This is a genomic window from Flavobacterium sediminilitoris, from assembly GCF_023008245.1.
Taxonomy (GTDB): Bacteria; Bacteroidota; Bacteroidia; order Flavobacteriales; family Flavobacteriaceae; genus Flavobacterium; species Flavobacterium sediminilitoris.
Genome location: NZ_CP090145.1, coordinates 577774 through 604121 on the forward strand (window position 1 = coordinate 577774; position 26348 = coordinate 604121).

A 26348-nucleotide genomic window follows, 5' to 3' on the forward strand; every position below is an offset into this window, starting at 1 on the left:
TTTCAATATTTTGGTATTACATTTGTGATATAATAAATATAATTTAGAAAAAATAAGTAATTATGTCTAAAAAAATCAACTTCAAAAAAATACTTAAAGGACTAGGAATCTTTGTTCTAGTTTCAGTTATAGCTTTAGCGGCTATTCCGTTTTTATTTAAAGATAAAATTAAAGCTTTAGTTTTAAAATCTATAAACGAAAATGTTGATGCTAAAGTTGCATTTGAAGATGTAGATTTAAGCCTATTTAAAAATTTTCCAAATGCTAATGTTACCATCGATAAATTAAGCATTATAAACAAAGCCCCTTTTGAAGGTGATACTTTGTTTTATTCTGGAGAATTAAATTTAAAAATGAGCATTAAAGAGCTTTTTAAAGGCGAAAATGAACCCATGAATTTACAAGGTTTTAGCAGTAATAACGCCATTGTAAATGTAATTATTAACAAAGATGGATTAGGTAATTTTGATATTGCTTTAAAAAACCAAGAAGAAGATTCTAAAAAGGAAGAGAGCAAGCCATTTGCTTTAAACATACAAGAATATGGTGTAAAAAATATGCGTTTTACCTTTGTTGATGAAGGATCAAAAATGAAAATGGTTTTAGATAGCATTAACCATGAAGGAAAAGGAAATTTTGCAGCTCAAAAATTAGATTTAGATACTAAAACAACAACTAAAGTATCTTTTGAAATGGATAAAACCAGTTTCATTAAAAACATTGCTTTATCATTAGATGCCGTTTTGGGTATTGATTTAGACAATAGTAAATATGAATTTAAAAACAATAAAGCTTTAATAAACCAACTTCCATTAGAATTTGATGGTTTCATTCAATTACTGGAAGAAGGACAACTATACAATCTAACATTTAAAACCCCAACCTCTGATTTTAAAAATTTCTTAGGATTAATTCCTGAAGCTTATGCTGGAAATATAAATCAAGTGAAAACAACAGGAGAATTTAAAGTATCTGGAAAAGTAGACGGTAAGCTTACCGAAACTACAATTCCTAAGTTTAATATTGAATTAGCTTCAAACAATGCCTCTTTCCAATATCCTGATTTACCAAAATCAGTAAAAAACATTGTAATTGACACTCACATTGTAAACGAAACAGGCATAATGAATGATACATATGTAAATTTAGATCAATTATCGTTTACCATAGATCAAGATATATTTAATGCTAAAGCAAATATTAGAAACCTAACGCAAAATGCATTAGTTGATGCTGCTTTAAAAGGAACTATAAACCTTGCTAATGTTACAAAAGCTTATCCTGTAAAATTAGACAAACCATTATCTGGAATTTTAAAAGCTGATGTAACCACAAAATTCGACATGAAATCAGTTGAAACAAGTCAGTACCAAAACATACAAAATGCAGGAAATATTTCCCTAAGTGGATTTAAATATGAAGGACCAGAAATGGCTAAACCATTCGAAATTAAAAACACTTCTATAACATTCAATCCAAACCAAATTAGATTAAATGAATTTGATGCTAAAACAGGTGATTCAGATATTCAAGTAGCTGGAAGTTTAGATAATTTTTATGGCTTCTTATTTAAAAAACAAGTTTTAAAAGGAAGCTTTAATATGAATTCGACAAAATTAGTCGTTTCTGATTTTATGGCTCCAACTACAACTACTGCTGAAGATGGCAAAAAAACAACAGAAGCTATAAAAATCCCTTCTTTCTTAGATTGTAATTTAACCGCTAATGCTGGTACTGTAATATATGACAATTTGAATTTAAAAAATGTTTCTGGTAATTTAGCCATCAAAGATGAAGCGGTCACATTAAGCAATTTAAAAATGGATATTTTTGGTGGAAACATTGGTTTAACTGGAACAGTTTCTACAAAAGGAAATCAGCCAAAATTCAATATGGATTTAGGATTAAATTCTGTTAATATTGCAGAATCATTCACACAATTAGACATGCTTAAAAGTATTGCACCTATTGCAAATACAATTAATGGAAAACTAAATTCTACTATAAAATTATCAGGAAATCTTACGAATGATATGACTCCTGATTTAAAAACAATCTCTGGAGATTTAGTAGGTCAATTATTATCGGCTACTGTAAACGAAAAAAACTCAACTTTATTAACTGCTTTAAGCTCTAATGTAAAATTCTTAGACGTTAGTAAATTAAACTTAAACGACATCAAAGCATCATTATCATTTAAAGATGGTAAAGTAGCTTTAAAACCAATGAATTTAAAGTATCAAGACATTAATATGGTTGTAGGTGGAACACATGGTTTTGATCAATCAATGAACTATGATGTAAAATTTGATGTTCCTGCGAAATATTTAGGCACAGAAGTTTCTTCTTTATTATCTAAATTAACACCTGAAGAACAACAAAAATTAGAAAATATCCCTATTACTGCTAATTTAGGAGGAAACTTTAGCAAACCAACCGTTAAAACAGACTTAAAGCAAGCTACTACTAATTTAGCTTCACAAATAGTAAAAATGCAAAAAGACAAGTTAGTAGGTCAAGGCACAAGTGCTTTAAGTAATTTATTAGGTGGCGACAAAAACAACACTACTACCTCAGCTACAGATTCTACAAAAACAACCACTCCAAAAGAAGATATTAAAAATGAAGTAAAAAATGTTTTAGGTGGTCTATTAGGTGGAAAGAAAAAGAAAGAATAAATCATACAATAGATTAATAAATCTAAGGTTGTCATTTTTTGGCAACCTTTTTTTATCTAAATTTCTTTTCAATCAATTGTGGAACTAAGAACTAATTTATTTCATTTAGACATCGTTAGCTAAAATTTAAGCTAAAATTTCTAAACTTAGAATATTAAACATTTATCTTTGTCCTTTTAAACTTCATAAGTTATGAGTAAGATTGAATTTCCTGCAAAAGCTTTATTTCTTTGCAATGGGAGTAAATGTGGAAAGCATAAAGAAATACGAAAGCATTTTAAAACAGTTATTAAAGAAAACCATTTAAAAAAAGAAATTGAGATTTTCAAAATGGAATGTTCAGATCGCTGTAAAAATGCTCCAATATTGTATTGTCAATCTGAAAATGAATGGTTCGAAAAAGTAGATTTAGACAAAGCAAAAAACATAATCAATAAAATGATTCTATAAAAAAAGCCCTTTATAATTAATTATAAAGGGCTTTTTCTTGTTCTTTAAACTATTATTCGTTTGAACCAATTTTTGCAATTTGCTTATCTAATTCAAATTTACCGCAAGCAGAATCTTCATCAATTAAATCAAAAAGTTCTAATGCTCTACGAGCATTTTTTTCTTCTTCTCTTTGTTCTTTAACATACCACATCATAAATTCTTCTGTAGCATAATCATTTTCTAATCTACACTTTGCAATTACTTTATTTACTGTATTTGTTACGGCAATTTCATTCTGCAAAGCAATTTCAAAAACTTCTCTAAATGAATCAAATTCTTGTTGTACTTGTGATACTTCTGGAGTTATAGCAATTCCTCCCATTTCGGTAATATATTTAAACACTTTAAGGAAGTGTTCACGTTCTTCTTCAGATTGCTTATACATATAAGCAGCTGTTTCTTCAAATCCATTTCTATCTAGCCATGCTGCCATTGCTAAATATTTAGTAGATGCATCACTTTCTATCTTTGATTGTAGGTTTAATAATTTTTCAACTCCTTCATGTAATGATGAATTTCTTCTCAATAAATCTTTCATTTCTCGCAATTTTTATATTTAAACATAAATTTACGAAAATAAACCCTACTTTAATAATTCCTTTAAAAATTTGAATTTAATCTAAATAAAATAGTTGCAATTAAAACTACAAAATAGTTACATCGCTTAACACTTCATTAAGCATAGAATTAAGAACTAATGTAAATTTTGTTCCGTTTAACAATTCTCTTAGTTGTACAATTTCACAAATGGTAAGATTTCTAGAAAACTTTTTTTGAGTAGCTTCAATTAATTTAAAATCACATGTATCAGATAAGTCATATAGCATATCTAAGATATTAACACTATTTACTTTTCTTTGAAAAATTAAAAAATCTTGAACTTTATATTTTGACGTTATGCCTCCAAAATTAATTACTATGCTATTTGTTATATCACACTGATAGCTATATCCGTTTTTACTTTTAAACAAAATATCGCTTTCAAAATTATTATTTACAACCATAAACCTCAATTATTTGGTGCAAATTTAATAACTTATATTTTAACTACAAAATTATTCATATTTAATCTAAATAAACAACGCATTAATATTGTTTACCTATACATTAATTTTCACAACATAACCTTCATTACTTCTAATATTAAAAACAGTTCCGTCTTCAAACAATAAATACTGTCCTTTAATTCCAGTTATTTTTCCTGTATACAAAGGTGTTTTATCAAGATTTAAAGTACTTACTTTTTTAGGATATTGCAAAACAGGAAACTCTAAATTGTAGAGCATTGCTTCTTCTGGAAAGTATTGCTGTACTTCTTTTGGAATCCAATTGAAGGTTTTCTTTCTCTCTTCTTGCAGATCAGTTATCAAAACATCATTTTTTAACATTTTTTGCCAACTAGTTTTATCTGCAAAATGATTTTTCAAAGCTACTTCTGTTATTCCTGCTAAATATCTATTTGGAACTTCCACAATAGGTACTGCTTGTATTGCACCTTGATCAATCCAACGTGTAGGAACCTGTGTTTTTCGAGTTACACCCACTTTTACCTCACTTGACAAAGCTAAGTACACAATATGAGGTTGTAATTGTACTCTTTTTTCATAATCTAAGTCTCTATCTTCAACATCCAAGTGTGCAGTACTCAATTCGGGTTTCATAATCCAATCTCCTACTGCTGGACTACTCATAAAACAATCATAACAAAAACCTTGTCTAAAAATTTTTTTTTGCTTTCCGCAATTAAGACATTGAAATCCTTCAAATTGGATTTCTATCTCTTTTCCTAACAGTTGATTTACATTTAAAAAACTATCTTCAAAAACTAAATAATATTGAATAGGGCTCGTTAATTCAGTTTGCATTTTTTGAAGGACACCTCTATAAGTCATGCGCTTTTTTAATTTTAATGAGTAAAAGATTTAAAAAAAATGTTATTTTTGGTAAAGTTATCATTCGTATTCTATAATTCATAATTTGTAATTCTAAAAAATGCCACTTCCATTAATAAATTCAATTGCGTCTTGGATTTTAAAGAAACGAATTCATCAAATGGAATTGTTTTTAAAATATCCTCATGAAGTACAAGAAGAATTACTATATAGCTTATTAAAATCGGCAGAAAACACGATTATAGGTAAACAATATGATTTTGCAAGTATTAAAAATTATCAAACTTTCTCCGAAAGAATTCCTGTTTCAAGTTATGAAGACTTAGAGCCATTAATTGAACAAACCAGAAAAGGTACTCAGAATATTTTTTGGAATAGCCCTATAAAATGGTTTGCAAAATCTAGTGGAACCACCAATGCTAAAAGCAAATTTATACCTGTAAGTACTGAAGCATTAGACCTTTGTCATTATAAAGCGAGTAAAGATTTACTATGTTTATATTTAAACAACAATGAAAATTCTCAGCTTTTTACCGGAAAAAGCCTTCGGTTAGGCGGCAGCAAACAATTGTATGAAGATAACAATACTTTTTTTGGAGATTTATCTGCTATTTTAATTGACAATATGCCTATTTGGGCGGAATTTAGTTCAACACCTAGCAATAAAACGTCTTTGATGGGTGATTGGGAAACAAAATTACCTACAATTATTAACGAAACTATACAAGAAAACGTAACTAGTTTGGCTGGAGTTCCTAGTTGGTTAATGGTACTTCTTAATAAAACACTTGAAGAAACTGGAAAAAACAATATTTTAGATATTTGGCCAAATGCCGAGGTTTACTTTCATGGCGGAGTAAGTTTTGATCCTTATAGAGAACAGTATAAAAAATTATTCCCAAAAGACAATTTCCGCTATTATGAGATTTATAATGCATCTGAAGGATTCTTTGCTATACAAGATCAGAACAATTCAAATGAACTTTTATTAATGCTTGATTATGGTATTTTTTATGAATTTATACCTATGGATACTTTTGGCACTCTGAGCCAGAGAGTTATTCCATTACATGAGGTAGAACTCAATAAAAATTATGCTTTAGTTATTACAACAAATTCAGGATTATGGAGATATCTAATAGGCGATACTATTCGTTTTACTTCAATAGATCCATATAGAATTATTGTAAGCGGAAGAACAAAGCATCACATAAATGTTTTTGGAGAAGAGTTAATGGTTGAGAATACAGACAAAGCAATTGCTAAAACGTGTTGCGAACTTAACTGTGAGGTAATTGACTACACCGTTGCTCCTGTTTTTATGCAAGATAAAGAAAAAGGAGCACACGAATGGATTATTGAATTTAAAAATAAACCTGATGATATAGATGCTTTTTCAACTTTATTAGATACAAATTTACAACTCTTAAACTCTGACTATGAAGCTAAGCGTTATAATAATATGACCTTAAATCCGTTAATTATTAATGTAGCCAGACCTAATTTATTTTACGACTGGCTAAAAGAGAATGATAAATTAGGTGGTCAACACAAAATACCTAGGCTTTCTAATGAAAGAAAGTATTTAGAAGAATTATTAAAGATACAAATCCCTCAACAATATTGAAAATGAAAATAAAATCTAAATCTTTACTCATCATAGTCTTCTCTACTCTTTTTTTTACATCATGTGGGCCAAGAAGATATAAATGTGGACCATATAGAAGATGTAATGTAGATATAAATCTACAAAAAAAACACAGTGAAAATTTTGATTTATGTTTTAAAAACACTAAAGTAACTAAATCACTGAACAACAACACTATAAGCTTGATTATCTAAAAAAAAGACTTTCATTTTCACAGCACTACTATATAACGAGTTTTTTTAACAATTAACCGATAATCCTTCTATATTTAAAATTTAAACCTTAATATTTGCACCCGCTAAGGATTAAATTAACCAAATAATATGAAAAAATTATTTTTTTGTGTACTAAGTATTCCTTTCATAGGATTATCACAAAATAACAATACCAACAATTCAACAAAAAATCAGGACGAACTAAATCCAAACTCATTATTACATTTCACACTATCTGAAACTGGAATAAACTCAGAGTTATCTGAAATTGGAACTACTTTTTTTAAAGATAAGTTTTTAATTATATCTAATAAAAAAAGAAGACATACAAAAACTACATTTAACAAATCTCTAAATGCCTACAATAATAATATCTATTGTACAGATGTAGACAAAGAATTGGATTTATCATATCCTCTTCAATTTTCTAAAGTATTAGACTCTGAAAACAATGAAGGAGCTATGACTTTTTCTAAAGATGAAAACACAATATACTATACTCAAACAGACGGAGAATCGAGCAATTTTAAACTTTACAAAGCTTCTTTAGATGTAGATATTCAAGGATACTGGAAAGATATCACCGAATTAAAGATTACAACTGATGATTACTCTGTTGAAACTCCTTTTTTAAATCACTCTGACAACAAGTTATACTTTTCGTCTAATATGCCTGGTGGTTATGGTGGTTATGATATTTATTCGGCTGATATTACTGAAAACGGAACCATCACTAACATAAAAAATCTTGGGAACAATGTAAATACAAGTAGTAACGAGAAATATCCTTTTATATCTTCTGATAATAAATATATCTATTTTTCTTCTGAAGGACATAATGGATATAGTGGATATGATGTTTTCAGAAGTTCTATTACAAATAACAATTACACTAACACTGTAAATTTAGGTCCTAGTTTAAATACTAAAAAAGACGAGATTTCATTTATTTTAGCAGAACCAAATAAAGGATACATATCTATTAACAAAATTGACAATAGAGAAGATTTTGATGTTTATCGTTTTACAACTGAACAAAAAGAACAAGAACTAACTATTTCTGTTGTTGAAAATAATTTAAACACAAAACTACCAAATGTAGATGTTTTAATTACAGACGAATTTGGAAATAAAATTACAGAAACAAAAACAAATGAGAATGGCGAGGTTACAATAAAATCAAGCCCTTTAACTCAATATAAAATTGTTTCTAACAAAGATGGTTACAACACTGAAACAACAACAATAACACCATCAATAAGCAATCCTAAAATAAATGAAGTTATTGCTTTAAAAGTTAAAGGATCTGAAATCAAGCCTATTGACAATAATCTTTCAATAGATAAAATTTTCTTTGATTTCGATAGAGCTACAATTAAGAAAGAGTCTCAAGTTACTTTACTTAAAGTTGTTTCTTTATTAAATGAAAATCCAGATATGAAAATTTCAATTAATGCTCATACTGACAGTAAAGGACCTGAAAAATACAATCAAACTCTATCTGAAAAAAGAGCTAAATCTACTTATGATTTCCTTATTAACAAAGGAGCTGATAAATCACGATTAACATTTAAAGGGTTTGGAGAGTCTCAACTTTTAAACAAATGTAATGTTTGTACTAAAGTGCAAGATCAAGAAAATAGACGAGTTGAATTTAAAATAAATATAAATTAAGGCAAACCATTTAAATATTTTATTTCAAGTTGTTCATAAGCTTTATGCTAAAAAAAATCCCGATAAATATTTTATCGGGATTTTTTTATCTACGTTTTTTAGTCACAATTTATGAAGCAGCTTTTAATCGTCTTAATAAATTTTTATTTAAACTATTTTCTGCGAACTCTTTAGTAACATTTAATTCTTTTTCAGATGAACTTGGTAAATCAAACATCACATCTGTTAGAATAGCTTCACATAATGATCTTAAACCTCTAGCTCCTAATTTATACTCTAATGCTTTTTCAACAATAAACAAAAGTGCATCTTCTTCTATTGAAAAAACAACACCGTCCATTTCAAAAAGCTTCTTGTATTGCTTAATTAAAGCGTTTTTAGGCTGAGTTAAAATAGATCTTAATGTTTCTGCATCTAAAGGATCCATGTGTGTTAAAACAGGTAATCTTCCTATAATCTCTGGAATTAGACCAAAGTCTTTTAAATCTTTAGGAATTACATATTGTAACAAGTTTTCCTTATCAATTGCATTAGTATCTTTTGATGAACTATATCCTACTGCTTGTCTATTTAAACGCTTCGAGATAATTCTATTAATTCCATCAAAAGCACCACCAGCAATAAATAAAATATTTTGAGTATTTACTTCAACAAATTTTTGGTCTGGATGTTTTCTTCCTCCTTTTGGCGGAACATTTACAACAGTTCCTTCTAAAAGTTTAAGCAAAGCTTGTTGCACTCCTTCTCCTGAAACATCTCTTGTAATTGATGGATTATCACTTTTACGGGCAATTTTATCTATTTCATCAATAAAAACAATTCCTCTTTCTGCTTTTGCCACATCATAATCAGCAGCTTGCAACAAACGAGTTAGAATGCTTTCAACATCTTCACCTACATAACCTGCTTCTGTTAATACTGTTGCATCAACAATGGCTAATGGTACGTTTAACATTTTTGCAATTGTTTTTGCAACTAATGTTTTTCCTGTACCTGTTTGACCTACCATTATAATATTACTTTTCTCAATCTCAACCTCATCATCGAGTTGCTTTTGCATTAACCTTTTGTAGTGATTATATACAGCAACACTCATAACTCTTTTAGTTTGATCTTGCCCTATTATATATTCATCAAGAAATGCTTTAATTTCTTTTGGTTTTAGCAATACTAATTCTGATAAAAGATCACTTTTACCATTTTGTTTTAATTCTTCTAAAACAATTCCGTGTGCTTGTTCAATACATCTGTCGCAAATATGGGCATCTATCCCTGCTATTAACAAATTAGTTTCTGGCTTTTTCCTTCCACAAAATGAACATTCTAATACTTCTTTTGCCATTCTTATTAGTTAGCAGTAAACAGTTTATAGTACAATAAAAACATTAAGTACTACTACTGGATACTAAATTTATTCTCTAATTAACACTTCATCAATCATTCCATACTCTTTTGCTTCAGCAGCAATCATCCAATAATCTCTTTCACTATCTTTATATACTTTGTCATAAGATTGTTTTGAATGTTTCGCAATGATTTGATATAATTCTTCTTTTAACTTCAACATTTCTTTCAAATTGATCTCCATATCTGTTGCAACTCCTTGAGCTCCTCCTGATGGTTGGTGGATCATTACTCTTGAATGTGGTAATGCTGATCTCTTACCTTCTGCACCAGCACATAATAGAACCGCTCCCATTGACGCTGCCATTCCTGTACAAATTGTTGCTACATCAGGTTTTACAAATTGCATTGTATCATAAATTCCTAATCCTGCATAAACACTTCCTCCTGGTGAATTAATATAAATACTAATATCTTTTGAAGCATCAACACTTTCTAAAAACAATAATTGAGCTTGAATTATATTTGCCACATAATCATCTACTCCAGTTCCTAAAAATATAATTCTGTCCATCATTAAACGTGAAAACACATCCATAGACGCTACATTTAATTGACGTTCTTCAATAATATAAGGAGTCATACTGCTTACAATTTTATCATAATACAAGCTATTTACTCCATGATGCTTTGTAGCATATTTTTTAAATTCTTTTCCGTAATTCATTTCTTTTGAATAGTTTAAAAGTTTACTGTTTATAAAGTTTAAAGTTCTTAATTATTTTTCAATGATAAGAATTTTTAATAAAACTTTAAAGATTCTAAATTTATTTTAGAACAAAAAAGCGCCAAAACTAGTTTGACGCTCAAAGATAATTATTTTTTATGAGATATTATTCTCCATACATTTCTTTGATAAACTCTTGATAGTTTACTTTTTTAGCTTTTACATTTATCTTCTCTTTAAATAGAGCAAGCATTTTTTCGCTCATAATTTGTTCTGATAAACGTTTTGTTTCTTCCTGATTAGAAAGTACACGTGCAACTATTCCTTCTACTTCTTCGTCAGTAGGATTTAATTGTCCGAATTGAGCCATTTGCTTCTTGATTAATTCAGAAGTGTGTGCTTTTAAATCTTCAAATTGAATTTGTAGATTATTATCTGCAATAATTTTATTTTCAATTAACTGGTAACGTAATCCTTTTTCTGATTTAGCATATTCTTCTTCTGCTTGCTCAATAGACAATGGATTTTCACCTACAGTTTGTATCCATTTTTTCAAGAATTCAGAAGGTAAATCAAATTTAGTATTCTCAATTAACGACTCAATAACATCGTTTAAGAATTTTTGATCTGCTTGTTGTGCAAATTGAACTTCAGCATCTTCTTTTATTTTTGCTTTTAATTCTTCAACAGAAGTCACAGTTCCTTCTCCAAATAATTTATCGAATAACTCTTGGTTTAATTCTGCTTTTTCTACTGAATTAATTTCTTCAATAGTAAACGCAACTGTTACATCTAGTCCATGAACATCATCATGAGATACTTTTAAATAATCCATTAATTTATGATCATCATCAAAAAGTCCTTTAGTTGATAATTCAACAACATCGCCTACTTTTTTACCTACAAACTGTTTTACTACTTTTTTATCAGCAAAAACATCTAATGCAATATTTGTAGTATTATTAATTCCTTTTTCTTCGTTTGTAAATGTTCCTCTTAAAGTATGATCCTCTGCTACTTTGTCTTGAGAAATCATTTTACCATATTGCTTTTGAATACGCTCAACTTGTTCTTCTAACATTTTGTCATCTGCAACTATATCAAATTTTGATACTTTTGACTTTTCTGTTAAATCAACTGAGAATTCAGGTGCTAATCCTAATTCGAATTCGAAAGTAAAATCTTCCTTATCCCAATTAAAGTCTTCCGTTACTTTTGGAAGTGGATTTCCTAATATATCTAACTTTTCTTCTACTAAATAATCATTTAATGAAGATTGTAATATTTTATTAACCTCATCTAAAAGAACCGCTTTACCATATTGTTTTTGAATTAAACTCATTGGTACAGCTCCTTTTCTAAATCCTGGAATATTAGCATTTTTTCTATAATCTGCTAATATCTTTTCTACTTTTTCTGCGTAATCTTCTTTAGTAACTGCAACTGTAACAACTGCATTTAAAGCATCAACTTGCTCTCTTGTAATATTCATTATGTTATTATTTAAATGTCATGAAATTTGGGTTGCAAAATTATATATTTTTTACAACCCAAACAAGTTTTTAATTAATTGAATTTCAATTATCTAAATTTTATTTTTTATCTATAAATATACTATTTAAGATTGATTGACCAATTGACAAGATAATACTGAATAAAAATGCACTCCAAAAACCAGCCACATGAAAACCATCTATGAAGTAATCTCCTATTAAAATTATACATGCATTTATGACCAATAAGAATAATCCCAGGGTAATAATAGTAACTGGAATAGTAAGTAGCACTAGTAATGGCTTTAGAAAAACGTTTAACAATCCTAAAACAATTGCCACTGCAATTGCTGTCTTATAATTTGTTACTTCTATTCCTGGTAAAAAATTTCCAATAATAACAACCAGTATTGTTGTTATCAAAAGTCGCACTATTAAATTCATTTTTTTATTTTAAAGATACAAAAAAAAGACATCTAAACGATGTCTCTTTTTATAAAATATTATATTATAAATTTTGTTTTTAAAATTCACTCTATTATTCTAACATCTACTTTGTTTTTACTCATAATAACCCCATTAAAAACCTCTATAACATTATGTTTCAAAGTCATCAATATATCATTAGGCAAGTGGCTTTTATAATCGACACTATCACTTACCATAGATATAGTTGCATATTATTTTTTATTTCCTTGGATATCAGCATATACTCTATTCCTTAATAGTTTTGTTCCATTTCCATTTGATAAATTTATAGGAAACTCAAAATGTTTTTCTTCATTAGGATATATATAGAAATTTGATATTCTATCTAACAAAACATAGTATTGTAATACTTTATTATATCCTAATTTTTCACTTTGTAACTCAATAAGACTAGTTTGATAAACTCTACAGTCCAAATCTAAATCATTATCTCTACTAAAATTCGGCAAATATTTTACTTTTTTACCACTAGAATCAAATATTCTTATATCAATCTCTTTATACAAAATAGAAAGTCTATTATAAATTTCATTAAATGAAACTTGATTAATGTAATATTTTTTTATTACTATTATTAACAACTTTAAATTTCACTACATTTATTGTGTCTTTCCTATATAAGTTATCAAAAGTATATAAATTATCATTTAATATCTTAATACAAGAGCTGAAAGATAAAGACAGAAGTATTGTTTTTGCTATTATTGATAAAATGTTTACTACTAAAAAGTTTAAAAATTTCTTTAATAATAACGCTACTTTATTGTAGAAAAATTAACTGTATCTTATAAAAACAATAAACCCGAACAATACTCAGGCTTTGTTTGGTTATTTCATCAATAGATAAAAAATTAGTAGAATTAGCAATATAATTGTTTGAAAAACAACATAATACCTTTGTTGTTTTTTTTATATCTTGATTCCATTATTTTAAAAATTAAAACATTGGAAATTAGAAATATAAAAAGTATAAAACTCATAATTAACAATAATAACGAATTGTCTTGAAAAATATATCCTCTAAAAACAATGTCGCAATTTTCCGAAATAAACACATTTCGCCATATTATAACAATTTTGGCAATATAGATTGATCCAAAAAGGAATAATACGTAAACAAAATAATAAATTAAAGAATATTTTATTCTTTTAAACTGTTTAAATAATTTATAGTCCCTATGTTTCCTTAAATTTTATGTCGTATGATATTGAGCTCTTCGAACTTGAAATATAAAAGTAATTTATAGTCTTTCCTTTGGCATAGTTAAATTTTAAAGCATCACTACTTAATTTTATATCGCCAGACTTTAAAGTTTCTATTTTCCAAGTGGCGGTTCTACTTGTAATATCTATATCGCTATACACAAGTTTCAATCCACTATATATCATCCGGTAATGTTTCAGATTTAGTGATACAATTTTTATTGGAAATTAATAATTTGATAATCAATAAAAAAATAGAAATAGGTATTAAAAAGTAACGCAATATTGCGTTACTTTTTGTATTATATAATAAAGCCTTAAAACGAAGAAAATGATAAAAAAGTCGACCTTGTGTATCAGAATTAGTGATAGCTTAATTTGCCCAAACTGTAAAACTAAAGACTTAATAAAGAATGGCTTTTTATAAGGTAAAACTAGACGCTAACTATTCAAAAGTAGGAGTAACCAAACGATGTTAATGCTTATGATGAAACCTTATCTTACGATAAAAATGAAATTTAACGAAAGATAAAAAACAAAGAATATAACGGCTATTGTCTATAACCATTTGAATTTGCCTGTTAAAATAGTTGTAAGTACTCTAATTAAAGCTATTCATTCTTTTGAAGACATTTCCTATTCTTCAATGATTATCTTTCTCTTCCACCGTCTAAAATTTCTTGCCAATCTTTTAGCTCTAACCATTTGCCTTCATAGCACAATTTAGCTTGTCTTGGCCATGTTCCTGGATCATGAATTTGGAAACGCTCACCTGCTTTTAATAAAATTTCTTTACATCTATCTACAGAGGTTTCTGATAATGACTTCCATGTTAAAATTCCTGAAGTTTTAAACAATTCTTCTATTTTTGGACCTATTCCTTCAATTATTTTCAAATCATTTTCATTAATTTTCTTTCCAAAAACCTCTTTTACTGCTTCTGCGTTAAAAGGTAGAATTGTTGGTTTAGAGATACTTTCAGTAAATGAAGATCGTTTATTATTTGAGATTTCTCCCATTTGAGATCGTAATTTATCCATATCCAATCTTAACTGTGAATTTCTTCTATTACAGCTATCTAAATCATCTTTTATAGAATCGTAATCTTCATTTTGTTTTGAAAAATTTTTCCCTAATAAGTAGCCTAATATTCCACAAATTATACCAACTAAAGCTGGAATTAAAAAACAAGGTAAATTCATAATTTTATATGTTAGTTAATATGTTTTTATTTTATAGTAACCTCAGTTCTTCTATTTTTTGCTCGTCCAACATTTGTATTATTATCCGCTATCGGCTTTGTTGACCCTCTTCCATAAGCTTCCATTTTTTCTTCAGAAATACCATTGGTAATAAAATATTTTTTAGCAAAATTTGCTCTTTCTTCTGAATAGAACAAATTAGTATTTCTAGGTCCTACAACATTATCTGTATGTCCTTCAATAATAATTTTAGAATCTTTAACATGATTTAAATAATCTACAATAGTAGCTATCTTTTGCTTATCTCCTTCGCTTAATTCAATTGTTGCTTGTCCGGTATTGAAATATAAAACTAACGGATCTGCATTGATTTGATTCTTAACAACACTCCAGTTCTCAGTTGATGCTTCATTTTCATCAACTTCTAGCCATTCAAAAGAAGCGGCATTAAATATTGTATCATTTCTAAAAACAGGATCATTTTCATTTAATTCTCCAAACAATTCTAATTTTCCTTCAGGAATACCTTGTTCTACTAAATAGTTTTTAATACCATTTGCTCTTGCTAATCCTAGATTTGGAAAAATCGAATTATTTACCTCATCTGAAGTATAAAATCCTTTTATATGAAATTTTGAAGATGTTTTTCCTAATTGTTCTTTTAATTTAGAAATTCCAAGATTAATGGAGTCTGAGATAGGGAGTAAAAGATTAAAGTTTGATTTATTAAAAAGAAAATTATCGGAACAATTAAAATCTAACTCTTTTCCTTTAAATCCAAATCCTTTATTAATTTCTACCGAATTAGAATTTGTTAAGTCTATACTTTCTTTTTCTATTGTTTCCTTTGTATCAATGTTATTATTAAGCACATTATAACAATCACAACAGTATATTATATATAACCAAGTACCTAAAAGAATTGTAAATACTATTCCAAGTAGGTAAACTGCTTTTTTGGACATAACTTTTAGTTTTGATTAATCTCAAAATTATAAAAATTTAACAAAAAAACAATTATAAAAACCTAAAAATTAACAGTTTAAGAAAAATAACAAATTAGAAGTTTAAAAAATAAATGGAAATAGTTAGGATTGTAGCAAAAACTACCCATGCAATATAGGGAATAAATAATTTTCCAGCAGTATTATCTATCTTCTTGAAAACCAAATATGTTTCATAAATAATTAACAGTAAAAGTACTATTTCTAGTAATGCAAGTAAAATATTCTGCAATCCAAAAAACAAATAGGTCCATAAAAGGTTTAATAATAATTGAATCGTAAAAAGGAAAAGTCCTTTTTTTACTAATTCTTTATTTTCTTCTAATTTATCCCAAACCAATCCAGCAGCAATTCCCATCATTACATACAAAATTGTCCATACTGGAGCAAAAACCCAATTTGGAGGGTTAAAAAATGGTTTTTTAATAGTTGGATACCAAGTTGTTATACTGCTTTGAGTAATTAAACTCGATAAATAACCAACTGCTAAACAAATAACTACTATATATACAATTCTTAAAGACTTACTCATTCTGTTTTATTTTGAAACAAATTAACGAATAAACTGAGAAAGTAAAGAATATTATTTTATTAAAAGGCGTATTCTTATTTTCATCTTAAATAAAGAAATAAAAAACATTCTCAACAATGTCTAATTTTTGACAAATGATAATTTCTTAAATAAAGTCGGAAAGGAGTTAATCAAATTTGGTATTTTTGCTAAAAATTACACCTATGTTTTCCGAGAAAGATTTTATTGCTTCTAATTATTCAGAAATTAACAATGCTACTTTTCAATATAGTGCTCCAAGTAATATTGCATTAGTAAAATATTGGGGGAAAAAAGAAAATCAAATTCCTGCAAATCCTTCTATCAGTTTTACTTTAAATAATTGTAAAACAATTACAAAGCTTTCTGTAGAAAATAAAAAATCAATCATAAATAATTCATTAGAGAACAAAATTTCATTTGATTTATTTTTCGAAGGAAAACCAAAAGAAAGTTTCAATCCTAAAATTGAAAAATTTTTAGAACGAATTCTCGTTTATTGTCCATTTTTAAACGATTATCATTTAACCATTCATACTGAAAACACTTTTCCTCACAGTTCAGGAATTGCTTCTTCTGCATCAGGAATGGCTGCTTTGGCTATGAACATAATGAATCTTGAGAAAGAATTATCTCCATCAATATCAGATGATTATTTTTATTCAAAAGCGTCTTTTTTGGCGCGATTAGGAAGTGGAAGTGCTTGTAGAAGTATAAAAGGAGAAGTTGTGATTTGGGGGAATCACAAAGAAGTTTCTAACAGTTCTGATTTATTTGGAGTAGAATTTTCAAATATCCATTCTAATTTTAAAAATTATCAGGATACCATTTTATTAGTCGATAAAGGAGAGAAACAAGTTTCAAGCACAGTTGGACACAATCTTATGCATAATCATCCTTATGCTGAAAAAAGATTTGAACAAGCGCATGAAAATCTTTCAAAGATAAAAGACATATTATCTACTGGAAACATTTCCGAATTTATTAAAATTGTAGAAAGTGAAGCTTTAACATTGCATGCTATGATGATGACTTCAATGCCATACTTTATTTTAATGAAACCCAACACTCTTGAAATCATTAATCGTATTTGGAAATTTAGAAACGAAACTCAAATTCCTGTTTGCTTTACATTAGATGCTGGAGCAAATGTTCATATTTTATATCCTGAAAATGTGAAAGAAGAAGTTTTACATTTTATTAAGAATGAATTAGTTGACTATTGTCAAAATGAACAGTATATTTGTGACCAAATTGGCAATGGTGCAAAATCCATTTAATTTTGTATCTTTACTTTAAACCTGAATTAAAAACTTATGAAAGGACCCTTATTTTATTCGAAAATATTATTGTTTGGAGAATATGGAATTATCCAAGACTCTAAAGGACTTTCAATACCTTACAATTTTTACAAAGGAGCTTTAAAAACGGACAAAAATCCTTCAACAGATGCGAAAAACTCTAATATGAGTTTACAAAAATTTGCATTGCATTTAGCTCATTTACAAAAAGAGCAACCGGAATTGGTTACTTTTAATTTAGATGCATTAAACGATGACATATCTAATGGAATGTACTTCGACTCAAGTATTCCACAAGGTTATGGTGTAGGAAGTAGTGGTGCTTTAGTTGCTGCTATATATGATAAATATGCTACAAATAAGGTTACAGTTTTAGAAAACTTAACTCGCGATAAATTATTACAACTTAAAGCCATTTTTTCTCAAATGGAATCTTTCTTCCATGGAAAAAGTTCTGGCTTAGATCCATTAAACAGTTATTTAAGTCTTCCAATATTAATCAATTCAAAGGATAATATTGAACCGACAGGAATCCCTAGTCAAAGTACACAAGGTAAAGGTGCTGTTTTCTTAATAGATTCAGGTATTGTAGGAGAAACAGCTCCTATGGTAAATATTTTTATGGAAAACTTAAAGGACAATGGATTTCGTAAAATGTTAAAATCACAATTTATCAAACATACTGATGCTTGTGTAGATAATTTTTTACACGGCGATATAAAATCATTATTTGAAAACACTAAAAAACTTTCGAAAGTAGTTTTAAGTCATTTTAAGCCTATGATTCCAGAGCAGTTTCATCAAATTTGGCAAAATGGAATTGAAACTAATGATTATTACTTAAAACTATGTGGATCAGGTGGTGGTGGTTATATTCTTGGTTTTACTGAGGATATTGAAAAAGCAAAAACATCTTTAAAAGATTATAAACTTGAAATAGTTTACAATTTTTAATAAACTTATTGTTTTTAACAACACTTATTACACTATAGATTTATCTTAAGTGTGCTTTTTTGATTATTATGCTGACACGGAAATCTAAATTATTTTTAACCAAAATCTTCAGTTTTTTTTCTGTTGTAAGAGGTTATAATATATGGGTAATCGCTCTTGCACAATATCTTTCTGCCATATACATTTTAGCACCCGAAGAGAGAGCTATGAACATTCTACTAGATTGGAAAATGTTTTTAATAGTACTTTCATCATCGTTAACGATAGCTTCAGGGTATATCATTAATAATTTTTATGATGCAAAAAAAGATCTAATAAACCGTCCTAAAAAGGCAATGATTGACAGACTTGTTAGCCAATCTACTAAATTAAAAGTTTATTTTGCTATCAATTTTTTAGTCGTAACGTTGGTTAGTTTTATTTCATGGAAGGCCGTATTATTTTTTTCATCTTATATTTTTTTAATTTGGTATTATTCACACAAACTAAAAAAACAAATTATAATAGGTAATCTTACCGCAGCAGTATTAGCTGTGCTCCCTTTTTTTGGCATCCTAATGTATTATAGGAATTTCTATCAAGTTATTTTTGCTCATGCTACATTTTTGTTTCTTATTATTTTCATACGAGAATTAATAAAAGATTTAGAGAATATTGAAGGAGATTTAGCAAATGAATACAAAACTATTCCTGTTTTGTTTGGAGAATATACTTCCAAAGTTATTATTTCAATAATAACAACTTTAACTATAATTCCTGTTTACTTCTTGACTGATATATATGATGTGGGTTATATGGATATTTATTTTTATACCAGTTTAATCTTCCTCGTCTTTTTTTTACTAAAATTATGGAAGTCAAAAGAAAAAACAGACTATTTAAAACTTCATTTTTTACTAAAATTTATAATTGTTTCTGGTGTTTTTTGCATTATTTTAATAGATCCATTAGTTTTGATTCATGGAAAAAAACTAATATCTAGTTATTAGTTATATCTTTGCACAAAATATTTAGAGAATGACACGTCATCAGGGAGACAACAACAAGAAGAAAGGAACTTCTTCAAGACAAGGTGGAACAAAAAAACCTAGTGCTTCAAGGGGGAATGCACCTATTAGAAAAACACCTTCAAAATTTTCTGTAAAACCTACAGAATCAAAAGCACCAAAAACACCAAAAGCGCCTTCTAATCCAGATGAAATGCGCTTAAATAAATACATTTCTAACTCAGGAATGTGTAGTCGTAGAGATGCTGACATCTATATCCAAAGTGGAAATGTAAAAGTAAATGGTGAAGTAGTCACAGAAATGGGATATAGAGTAAAGCTAACAGATACTGTACAATTTGATGGCTCAATAATTAATCCTGAAAAGAAAGAATATATTTTATTAAACAAACCTAAAAACTTTTCTACTGCTGGTGATGATGCAAAAGGAGACGGAAATGTTTTAGATTTAGTAAGAGGAGCAACTAAAGCCAACTTACAGCCTGTAGGTAGAATGGATAAAACAACAACTGGTTTATTATTGTTTACCAATGATACTGATATGGTTAGAAAATTTACAACGCCAAATCAACGTTCTTCTAAATTATACCAGGTAACATTAGACAAAAATTTAAGATACGAGGATTTAGAAAAAATTTCAGGAGGATTAACAATTGATGAACACAGGGTTTATGTTGAAGAAGTAACATACATTGAAAATGAGCCTAAGAGTGAAATAGGAATTAAAATGAAAACAGCTAATGTAAAAATTGTGCGAAAAATTTTCGAGCACTTAAAATACAATGTTATCAAATTAGACCGAGTTACTTTTGCTGGATTAACCAAAAAGAATTTACCACGTGGAAATTGGCGTTTTTTAACTGAACAAGAAATCATTAATTTAAAAAACAGCTAAGAAATTTATTTTCTAATTTAATTTAATAAAGTAAAAAGACTCAGTAGATTAAATCATCAATGAGTACCATTTATATGACTGAGAAAATACAATCTATTGCTTTTCGTTGGTTTGAAGCTTTTAACGCTAAAGACCTTGAAAAATTACTAGCGCTATATGACGATGAAGCACAACACTATAGCCCAAAATTAAAAATTCGTCATCCTGAAACTAACGGGTTAATCACAGGAAAAGAAGCAATGCGCTCTTGGTGGAAAGATGCTTTCGAAAGATTGCCAAATTTACACTACAAAGCTACTTCTTTAACTGTAAATTCAGATAGGGTTTTCATGGAATACATACGCAAGGTTGAAAATGAAGAAGACTTGTTTATTGCTGAAGTTTTAGAAATAAAAAATGAAAAAATAATTTCTTCAAGAGTATATCACGGATAAAAAAATAGCCTTAATTTAAATTAAGGCTATTTTTTTATTTAGCATTTGAATAATCTGTATATCCTCTTTCTGTTCCTCCTCCAAACAGAGTATGATTATCTGAAATATCACTTAATACTAAATTCTCTTTTACCCTTATAGGATAATCTGGATTACTAATAAACTTTCGTCCAAAACCAATTAAATCAACTAATTCATTTTCTAACAATGTTTCTCCGTTTCTCGGTGTTTTATTTCCTGTTGCAATAATTGTATTTTTAAATTTCTTACGTAATTCTATCCTAAATTCTAGAGGAATTTGTGGAGCATCGTCCCAATCGGCTTCGCATAAATGAATATAAGCAATATCTAAGTCATTTAATTGTTCTACTGCAAGCATTATTGTTTCTAATATCTCTGGATCATTCATATCTTTAAAACTTATAAATGGTGAAAGACGAACTCCTGTTTTTTCTTTGCCAATTGCTTTGATAATTGCTTTTGTTATTTCAATTAAAAGTTTGATTCTATTTTCTTTATTACCTCCATATTCATCAGTTCTTTGGTTAGAATTACTTCGTAAAAACTGATCTATTAAATAACCATTTGCTCCATGAACTTCTACCCCATCAAATCCTGCTTCAATTGCATTTTTTGCTCCTTGAACAAACTCATTAATTACATTTTTAATATCGTTTTGATTCATTTCTCTAGGCTCTTCAACAGGTACAAATGTTGCATCTCCATTTGGAGCGCCATCAAAAATATAAACACTTGTGTCTTTTGCTATTTTTGCAGAAGGAGCAATAGGTTGCAATCCATTTACTTTTGAAGAACTTACTCTGCCAACATGCCACAATTGTAAAAATATTTTACTTCCAGCTTCATGAACTGCTTTCGTTGTCAATTTCCATCCTTCAATTTGCTCTTGTGTATAAATTCCAGGTGTTTTAGCATAACCTTTTCCTTGTAATGAAACTTGTGTTGCTTCTGTAATAATAATTCCTGCTGTACTTCTTTGCTTATAATATTCTGCCATTAATACATTTGGAACATCACCTGGCTGAGTAGCTCTTGAACGCGTCATTGGCGCCATTAAAAAGCGATTTTTTAATGTATGTCCTTCTAATTTGTAATTACTAAATATTTTTTTCATTTTTTCATTTTTAAATTCAACAACTCTTCCATCGTTATAATACGATTTTGACTTCCCATTTGACAAGGCTGTCTAAAAATAACGTAATTGATGCTTGTAAAAAGGCAATGAATCTCCTGGTTTTAAATGTATTGTCCACACTTTAATTTCATTATTCTCAAATAAAGCTTGAAGTTTATTTATAGACCAATAATTCCAGTTTCCAATTGGATTAATATTCAATTACAATTTTACCAATTGTTTTCCCACTTTCTAACAACTTATGTGCTTCTTTTAAATTTTCTACAGTAAAACTTTTAAATGTATGACTTACTGTAGAAACAATTTGTTCACTATCTAATAAAGCTGATATTTTGTTTAATATATGATGTTGTTCAATCATATCATCTGTTTGAAACATTGATCTTGTAAACATAAATTCCCAAGAAAAACTCACGCTCTTGCTTTTTAACTTATTAAGTACAATTGGTTCAGACGAACCTGTAATTGATGCAATATGTCCTTGTGGCTTTATTAATTCAACCATTATATCCCAATAATCATTTGTATCAACAAAGTCCACAATATAATCTAAGTGTTCAAATCCTGCTTTACGAACATCATTCATTAAGTCTTTATGATTTACTATATGATCTGCTCCAATTTGCTTACACCAATCTGTTGTTTCGTTTCTCGAAGCGGTTGCTAACACTGTCAATCCTGCTATTTTCTTAGCTAACTGAATAGCAACCGAGCCTACTCCACCAGCACCTCCAATAATTAAAATACTTTTCCCTTTATCTTTTTCTTTTGAAATCCTGATTCTATCAAATAGTATTTCCCAAGCGGTTAAAGATGTTAATGGCATTGCAGCGGCTTCAGTATTACTTATGTTTTTTGGAGCAAAACCTACAATACGTTCATCTACTAATTGGTAAGTAGCATTACTCCCTTGTTTTGTAACATCTCCTGCATAAAAAACTTCATCCCCAACCTTAAAAAGAGATACATCGTCACCTATTGCTTCTACTATTCCTACTGCATCCCACCCAATGATTTTCGGTTCTGCTAAAACAATATCTTTTGCACTATTCTGCCTTATTTTAAAATCAACAGGATTTACTGATATAGCATTAATTTTTACTAATATTTCTTTTCCTTTTGGTTTGGGTTTTATTATTTCAAATTCAATAAAACTATCCTCATTTTCTATAGGTAATGAGGTTTTAAATCCGATAGCTTTCATAATAATTTATTTTTTGTGTCAATTACAAATTTGTTGTTTTCAATATTACTGATGAGAAAATAGAAGAATAAAGCATATATCATTTGTATTCCTGCCCATTCCTAATTTTCAGTTAAGCATGACCCAAAAATTAAAATTGCAATCATACTTGCTCCAGCAATAGTTGTTTCATAGGTCTTAAACCCAATAATTAAAAATAATCCAATAATAAATTCTATAAAAGGTAATATTGTTCCCCATGAATAAACAGTCCAAGAAGGAAGCATGCTATCTACAAAAGTATTTACCATCCAATCCCTAAAACTCGTTAGCTTAGGAATTCTAACGAATCCATGACAAAAAATATTGATTCCCATAGTAATCCGTAGCAAAACATATGCTGTGTTCTTAGGCATCATTTTCATACTCTTTTATTTACTCTTTTATTTACTCTTTTATTTACTCTTTTTTAAATAATCTGGCAATTCATTTGTTAGCCAATCTTGACGAACTGGAACGTGCACATCTAAATCTAAGGTATTTTCTAAAGCAAAAAATTCATGTGGAACATTCTCTGGAAAAATAATTACTTGTCCTTTTTTTACAATATATTCAACTGGTTTTTCCTTATAAAATGTTTTAATTTTTACTTTCCCATCGATAATATATGTAATCTGTTCATTGGGATGTGAATGCATTGGAATATGAGCTCCTTTTTTCAAATGAAAATATGCCATTTGTCCTTTTGCTCCATGTATCCATTGCCGTCTAATTCCATCACTAATCGTATCCATCGGTAATTTTTCAAAATCAATTAATTGGATTTCATTTGCATTTATCTCCAAATTAGTTTCATTTGATTGTGCATTCAAAACTTGTAAACTAAAACATATAATACCTAAAAGAAGAACTCTTTTCATTTTTTTATTTTTTTAAATTGATAGCTTAGAACTTGATTATCCAACATTAATGGTATATAGACTGTTTTTGTACTCTTATCGAAATAAATATCCGCACTTCCTTGAGGCAAATCTAGAACCTCAACCACTTCATAATCTTCATTGATATAGAGTAATTTCCCTGCCAACCAATCTGTAATTAAAAAACCATGTATCGTTTTAGAAATTCCATCTAAATTCCCAACTGGTTTTGTAAGCTTTATAATTTCTTTAGTCAGAATATTAACTTTAATTAAATTTCCTAGAATTTCTGTTGCATATGTTTTAGGGTTAAGATTTGTCCCCCAATTAGCTATATACAAATCGTTACCACTAACATATAATCCATTAGGCAAGTTCAAACTTTCATCTTTCATCCAAAGTGAGACTTTCCCTTTAGACAATCTATAAATAGCACTAAACCCAAATGTATTACTAACATAGATATTACCTTGATTATCAACAGTAATATCGTTTAAAAAAGTAGCCCCTTCAACTTTATGAAGTATTTTTTCTTTTGTTTTGATATTTATAGCCATAACAACATCAATATCAGCAATGTATAAAGTATCTCCATATATACCCAATCCTTTTGGAGCATTCAAACCAATAATCCATTTTTGCTGAATTATTTTTCCATCTAAACTAACCTTAGAGATATATCCGTTCCCATCCTTATCAGTCGGGGTTCCATTTACATTTGACACATACAGTATTTCCTTATCTTTTACAATACTCTCGGGATTCTCAAATCCATTGATTTTCCACTGGTTTTCTAATTTAAAAGGTAGTTTTATTTGTGCATAACTACTATTAACAATTAGAAGTAACAACATGATTTTCATCTTAAACTTCATAGCAAAATCAATTATTGTATTTTTCTTCTGAGTTGTCAATTGGTGTATTCGGATCGTTCTGAATCATTTTTGCAATTTCATCTTTACGCATAAAGACAACACCCGATTTAGCTTGTACATAATTTAAAAATTCATCCATAGCTTTTACCATAGCTGGAGAACCTCCAATTCTATCATGAAAGCTTATCGACATCATTCTTCTTTTTTTAAGACCTTCTTCATACAATTGATCAAATTCCATTTTTAATTGAGTCAAAAACTGATCTGGACTCCAATGTTTTCCTTCAACATTAACAATATCATTATTTCTTAAAGTATATGGCATAACTACAAAGTTTTTACCTCTAACCTTTGTTATAAATGGTTCATCTCTACTTAAATCATCTATATGATATAAAAACCCTAATTCTTGTAAAACTTTTAAAGTATTTGGTCCTCTTCTCAACCAATTACTATTATAACCAATGCCTCGTTGTCCTGTAATTGCTTCTACTGTATCTATTCCTTTTTTAACAAATTCTAATTCTTCTTCATAAGTCTTATTCCATTGATCATCCCAAGCTATTCCATGTGCTGCAATTTCATGACCTCCATTTGCAATCGCCATTGCTACATCAGGATATTTTACAGCCGCTTCACCAACTACGTGAGAAGTTACATGAATGCTATGTTTTTTCCAAAGATCTAACATTCTAAAAACACCTTCTTTAGCACCATATCTAAACCAAGATTCTGCTGGTAAATCAGGATTGCCTTTTGGTAACGGATTGCCTGAAAATGGACTTTCTGCACCTTCAGGTTGTCCACCTGTTTCAAATTGCATAGAAACTGAAATCACTAATTGTGCTCCATTTGGCCAATATGATTTAACATCTTTTTCTACTTTTGTTTCTGTCTCATTTTTTGTTTCATCCTTTACTTTTGAAGTACAACTTGAAAGAACGAAAAGAGAACTTAGTACTGTAATTACTTTTATAAATTTTATTTTCATTTTTTTGTTTTTAATTAACTG

Annotated in this window: 27 protein-coding genes; 9 read left to right on the top strand and 18 right to left on the bottom strand. The window is 28.5% G+C overall.

Annotated elements, in window-relative coordinates; translation table 11 throughout:
- The first annotated feature begins 62 nt into the window (after positions 1-62).
- Positions 63-2678 (top strand): AsmA-like C-terminal region-containing protein, encoded by a 2616-nt coding sequence (locus LXD69_RS02850; protein WP_246917409.1) that lies wholly within the window; start codon positions 63-65, stop codon positions 2676-2678.
- Between the two features lie 192 nt (positions 2679-2870).
- Positions 2871-3128, top strand: coding sequence for a (2Fe-2S) ferredoxin domain-containing protein (locus LXD69_RS02855; RefSeq protein WP_246917412.1), 258 nt, complete (start codon positions 2871-2873; stop codon positions 3126-3128).
- 52 nt (positions 3129-3180) lie between these two features.
- Here the strand turns inward: LXD69_RS02855 and LXD69_RS02860 are convergent, their stop codons facing one another.
- The 3 genes from LXD69_RS02860 to LXD69_RS02870 form a co-directional block, all read right to left on the bottom strand.
- Positions 3181-3708 carry a ferritin gene (locus tag LXD69_RS02860; protein ID WP_045969381.1) on the bottom strand — a complete coding sequence of 176 codons (528 nt, stop codon included), beginning with the start codon at positions 3706-3708 and terminating at the stop codon, positions 3181-3183.
- A 106-nt stretch (positions 3709-3814) separates the two neighbouring features.
- Entirely contained in the window at positions 3815-4174 is a 360-nt protein-coding gene (locus LXD69_RS02865) for a hypothetical protein (protein ID WP_246917415.1), read from the bottom strand.
- 96 nt (positions 4175-4270) lie between these two features.
- Positions 4271-5062, bottom strand: coding sequence for a DUF2797 domain-containing protein (locus LXD69_RS02870; RefSeq protein WP_045969386.1), 792 nt, complete (start codon positions 5060-5062; stop codon positions 4271-4273).
- Positions 5063-5162: 100 nt separating this feature from the next.
- On the opposite strand from LXD69_RS02870, the gene LXD69_RS02875 reads away from it, so the two are divergent.
- Both LXD69_RS02875 and LXD69_RS02880 read left to right on the top strand, forming a co-directional pair.
- Positions 5163-6689 carry a GH3 auxin-responsive promoter family protein gene (locus tag LXD69_RS02875; protein ID WP_246917417.1) on the top strand — a complete coding sequence of 509 codons (1527 nt, stop codon included), beginning with the start codon at positions 5163-5165 and terminating at the stop codon, positions 6687-6689.
- A gap of 344 nt (positions 6690-7033) precedes the next feature.
- Positions 7034-8599: an OmpA family protein gene (locus LXD69_RS02880; protein WP_246917419.1), complete on the top strand. Its 1566-nt coding sequence runs from the start codon at positions 7034-7036 to the stop codon at positions 8597-8599.
- Between the two features lie 109 nt (positions 8600-8708).
- Here the strand turns inward: LXD69_RS02880 and clpX are convergent, their stop codons facing one another.
- The 8 genes from clpX to LXD69_RS02920 all read right to left on the bottom strand — a co-directional run bounded on the left by clpX (position 8709) and on the right by LXD69_RS02920 (position 16593).
- Positions 8709-9941 carry an ATP-dependent Clp protease ATP-binding subunit ClpX gene (gene clpX, locus LXD69_RS02885; protein WP_246917422.1) on the bottom strand — a complete coding sequence of 411 codons (1233 nt, stop codon included), beginning with the start codon at positions 9939-9941 and terminating at the stop codon, positions 8709-8711.
- A 69-nt stretch (positions 9942-10010) separates the two neighbouring features.
- The gene (gene clpP / locus LXD69_RS02890) at positions 10011-10670 is read right to left on the bottom strand and encodes an ATP-dependent Clp endopeptidase proteolytic subunit ClpP (RefSeq protein ID WP_045969393.1); all 660 of its coding nucleotides are present in this window, start codon (positions 10668-10670) and stop codon (positions 10011-10013) included.
- Positions 10671-10836: 166 nt separating this feature from the next.
- Positions 10837-12162, bottom strand: coding sequence for a trigger factor (tig, locus tag LXD69_RS02895; protein WP_246917425.1), 1326 nt, complete (start codon positions 12160-12162; stop codon positions 10837-10839).
- Between the two features lie 100 nt (positions 12163-12262).
- Complete coding sequence (locus tag LXD69_RS02900; protein ID WP_045969397.1) at positions 12263-12607, bottom strand: phage holin family protein; 345 nt, start codon at positions 12605-12607, stop codon at positions 12263-12265.
- Positions 12608-12843: 236 nt separating this feature from the next.
- Positions 12844-13233, bottom strand: coding sequence for a hypothetical protein (locus LXD69_RS02905; protein WP_246917428.1), 390 nt, complete (start codon positions 13231-13233; stop codon positions 12844-12846).
- A 1272-nt stretch (positions 13234-14505) separates the two neighbouring features.
- Positions 14506-15057: a hypothetical protein gene (locus LXD69_RS02910; protein ID WP_246917431.1), complete on the bottom strand. Its 552-nt coding sequence runs from the start codon at positions 15055-15057 to the stop codon at positions 14506-14508.
- A gap of 26 nt (positions 15058-15083) precedes the next feature.
- Positions 15084-16022 (bottom strand): OmpA family protein, encoded by a 939-nt coding sequence (locus tag LXD69_RS02915; protein ID WP_246917434.1) that lies wholly within the window; start codon positions 16020-16022, stop codon positions 15084-15086.
- 94 nt (positions 16023-16116) lie between these two features.
- Complete coding sequence (locus LXD69_RS02920; RefSeq protein ID WP_246917437.1) at positions 16117-16593, bottom strand: TspO/MBR family protein; 477 nt, start codon at positions 16591-16593, stop codon at positions 16117-16119.
- Between the two features lie 203 nt (positions 16594-16796).
- Here LXD69_RS02920 and LXD69_RS02925 point away from each other — a divergent pair, with 203 nt between their 5' ends.
- From LXD69_RS02925 to LXD69_RS02945, 5 genes are all read left to right on the top strand, one after another.
- Positions 16797-17891 carry a diphosphomevalonate/mevalonate 3,5-bisphosphate decarboxylase family protein gene (locus LXD69_RS02925; RefSeq protein WP_246917440.1) on the top strand — a complete coding sequence of 365 codons (1095 nt, stop codon included), beginning with the start codon at positions 16797-16799 and terminating at the stop codon, positions 17889-17891.
- A gap of 36 nt (positions 17892-17927) precedes the next feature.
- Positions 17928-18866: a mevalonate kinase family protein gene (locus LXD69_RS02930; protein WP_045969120.1), complete on the top strand. Its 939-nt coding sequence runs from the start codon at positions 17928-17930 to the stop codon at positions 18864-18866.
- Positions 18867-18934: 68 nt separating this feature from the next.
- Positions 18935-19855, top strand: coding sequence for a geranylgeranylglycerol-phosphate geranylgeranyltransferase (locus LXD69_RS02935; protein WP_045969122.1), 921 nt, complete (start codon positions 18935-18937; stop codon positions 19853-19855).
- A 28-nt stretch (positions 19856-19883) separates the two neighbouring features.
- The gene (locus tag LXD69_RS02940; RefSeq protein ID WP_045969124.1) at positions 19884-20768 is read left to right on the top strand and encodes a pseudouridine synthase; all 885 of its coding nucleotides are present in this window, start codon (positions 19884-19886) and stop codon (positions 20766-20768) included.
- 59 nt (positions 20769-20827) lie between these two features.
- Complete coding sequence (locus tag LXD69_RS02945; protein ID WP_235270933.1) at positions 20828-21202, top strand: nuclear transport factor 2 family protein; 375 nt, start codon at positions 20828-20830, stop codon at positions 21200-21202.
- A gap of 34 nt (positions 21203-21236) precedes the next feature.
- Here the strand turns inward: LXD69_RS02945 and LXD69_RS02950 are convergent, their stop codons facing one another.
- From LXD69_RS02950 to LXD69_RS02980, 7 genes are all read right to left on the bottom strand, one after another.
- A complete protein-coding gene (locus LXD69_RS02950; RefSeq protein WP_246917442.1) occupies positions 21237-22337 on the bottom strand; it encodes an alkene reductase in 1101 nt (366 codons plus the stop codon).
- 72 nt (positions 22338-22409) lie between these two features.
- A complete protein-coding gene (locus LXD69_RS02955) occupies positions 22410-22559 on the bottom strand; it encodes a hypothetical protein (RefSeq protein ID WP_246917444.1) in 150 nt (49 codons plus the stop codon).
- Positions 22549-23562, bottom strand: coding sequence for a zinc-binding alcohol dehydrogenase family protein (locus tag LXD69_RS02960; RefSeq protein WP_246917447.1), 1014 nt, complete (start codon positions 23560-23562; stop codon positions 22549-22551). Before LXD69_RS02960 ends, LXD69_RS02955 begins: the two co-directional genes overlap by 11 nt.
- Before the next feature lie 101 nt (positions 23563-23663).
- Positions 23664-23960 carry a DoxX family protein gene (locus LXD69_RS02965; RefSeq protein ID WP_246917450.1) on the bottom strand — a complete coding sequence of 99 codons (297 nt, stop codon included), beginning with the start codon at positions 23958-23960 and terminating at the stop codon, positions 23664-23666.
- A gap of 36 nt (positions 23961-23996) precedes the next feature.
- On the bottom strand, positions 23997-24461 hold the full coding sequence (locus LXD69_RS02970; RefSeq protein WP_045969128.1) for a cupin domain-containing protein: 465 nt from the start codon (positions 24459-24461) through the stop codon (positions 23997-23999).
- Entirely contained in the window at positions 24458-25315 is an 858-nt protein-coding gene (locus LXD69_RS02975) for an SMP-30/gluconolactonase/LRE family protein (RefSeq protein ID WP_246917452.1), read from the bottom strand. Before LXD69_RS02975 ends, LXD69_RS02970 begins: the two co-directional genes overlap by 4 nt.
- A gap of 28 nt (positions 25316-25343) precedes the next feature.
- On the bottom strand, positions 25344-26327 hold the full coding sequence (locus LXD69_RS02980; protein ID WP_246917455.1) for a polysaccharide deacetylase family protein: 984 nt from the start codon (positions 26325-26327) through the stop codon (positions 25344-25346).
- Positions 26328-26348 lie beyond the last annotated feature (21 nt).

What these genes read in the sequence shown, in the direction of transcription:
- LXD69_RS02930 (WP_045969120.1), top strand. Translation starts at nt 17,928, where the DNA reads ATGAAAGGACCCTTATTTTATTCGAAAATATTATTGTTTGGAGAATAT.
- LXD69_RS02945 (WP_235270933.1), top strand. Translation starts at nt 20,828, where the DNA reads ATGAGTACCATTTATATGACTGAGAAAATACAATCTATTGCTTTTCGT.
- LXD69_RS02970 (WP_045969128.1), bottom strand. Translation starts at nt 24,461, where the DNA reads ATGAAAAGAGTTCTTCTTTTAGGTATTATATGTTTTAGTTTACAAGTT.
- LXD69_RS02855 (WP_246917412.1), top strand. Translation starts at nt 2,871, where the DNA reads ATGAGTAAGATTGAATTTCCTGCAAAAGCTTTATTTCTTTGCAATGGG.
- clpX (WP_246917422.1), bottom strand. Translation starts at nt 9,941, where the DNA reads ATGGCAAAAGAAGTATTAGAATGTTCATTTTGTGGAAGGAAAAAGCCA.
- LXD69_RS02935 (WP_045969122.1), top strand. Translation starts at nt 18,935, where the DNA reads ATGCTGACACGGAAATCTAAATTATTTTTAACCAAAATCTTCAGTTTT.
- LXD69_RS02950 (WP_246917442.1), bottom strand. Translation starts at nt 22,337, where the DNA reads ATGAAAAAAATATTTAGTAATTACAAATTAGAAGGACATACATTAAAA.
- LXD69_RS02920 (WP_246917437.1), bottom strand. Translation starts at nt 16,593, where the DNA reads ATGAGTAAGTCTTTAAGAATTGTATATATAGTAGTTATTTGTTTAGCA.
- LXD69_RS02860 (WP_045969381.1), bottom strand. Translation starts at nt 3,708, where the DNA reads ATGAAAGATTTATTGAGAAGAAATTCATCATTACATGAAGGAGTTGAA.
- LXD69_RS02915 (WP_246917434.1), bottom strand. Translation starts at nt 16,022, where the DNA reads ATGTCCAAAAAAGCAGTTTACCTACTTGGAATAGTATTTACAATTCTT.
- LXD69_RS02875 (WP_246917417.1), top strand. Translation starts at nt 5,163, where the DNA reads ATGCCACTTCCATTAATAAATTCAATTGCGTCTTGGATTTTAAAGAAA.
- clpP (WP_045969393.1), bottom strand. Translation starts at nt 10,670, where the DNA reads ATGAATTACGGAAAAGAATTTAAAAAATATGCTACAAAGCATCATGGA.
- LXD69_RS02940 (WP_045969124.1), top strand. Translation starts at nt 19,884, where the DNA reads ATGACACGTCATCAGGGAGACAACAACAAGAAGAAAGGAACTTCTTCA.
- LXD69_RS02910 (WP_246917431.1), bottom strand. Translation starts at nt 15,057, where the DNA reads ATGAATTTACCTTGTTTTTTAATTCCAGCTTTAGTTGGTATAATTTGT.
- LXD69_RS02965 (WP_246917450.1), bottom strand. Translation starts at nt 23,960, where the DNA reads ATGATGCCTAAGAACACAGCATATGTTTTGCTACGGATTACTATGGGA.
- LXD69_RS02975 (WP_246917452.1), bottom strand. Translation starts at nt 25,315, where the DNA reads ATGTTGTTACTTCTAATTGTTAATAGTAGTTATGCACAAATAAAACTA.
- LXD69_RS02900 (WP_045969397.1), bottom strand. Translation starts at nt 12,607, where the DNA reads ATGAATTTAATAGTGCGACTTTTGATAACAACAATACTGGTTGTTATT.
- LXD69_RS02960 (WP_246917447.1), bottom strand. Translation starts at nt 23,562, where the DNA reads ATGAAAGCTATCGGATTTAAAACCTCATTACCTATAGAAAATGAGGAT.
- LXD69_RS02925 (WP_246917440.1), top strand. Translation starts at nt 16,797, where the DNA reads ATGTTTTCCGAGAAAGATTTTATTGCTTCTAATTATTCAGAAATTAAC.
- LXD69_RS02980 (WP_246917455.1), bottom strand. Translation starts at nt 26,327, where the DNA reads ATGAAAATAAAATTTATAAAAGTAATTACAGTACTAAGTTCTCTTTTC.
- tig (WP_246917425.1), bottom strand. Translation starts at nt 12,162, where the DNA reads ATGAATATTACAAGAGAGCAAGTTGATGCTTTAAATGCAGTTGTTACA.
- LXD69_RS02870 (WP_045969386.1), bottom strand. Translation starts at nt 5,062, where the DNA reads ATGACTTATAGAGGTGTCCTTCAAAAAATGCAAACTGAATTAACGAGC.
- LXD69_RS02850 (WP_246917409.1), top strand. Translation starts at nt 63, where the DNA reads ATGTCTAAAAAAATCAACTTCAAAAAAATACTTAAAGGACTAGGAATC.
- LXD69_RS02865 (WP_246917415.1), bottom strand. Translation starts at nt 4,174, where the DNA reads ATGGTTGTAAATAATAATTTTGAAAGCGATATTTTGTTTAAAAGTAAA.
- LXD69_RS02880 (WP_246917419.1), top strand. Translation starts at nt 7,034, where the DNA reads ATGAAAAAATTATTTTTTTGTGTACTAAGTATTCCTTTCATAGGATTA.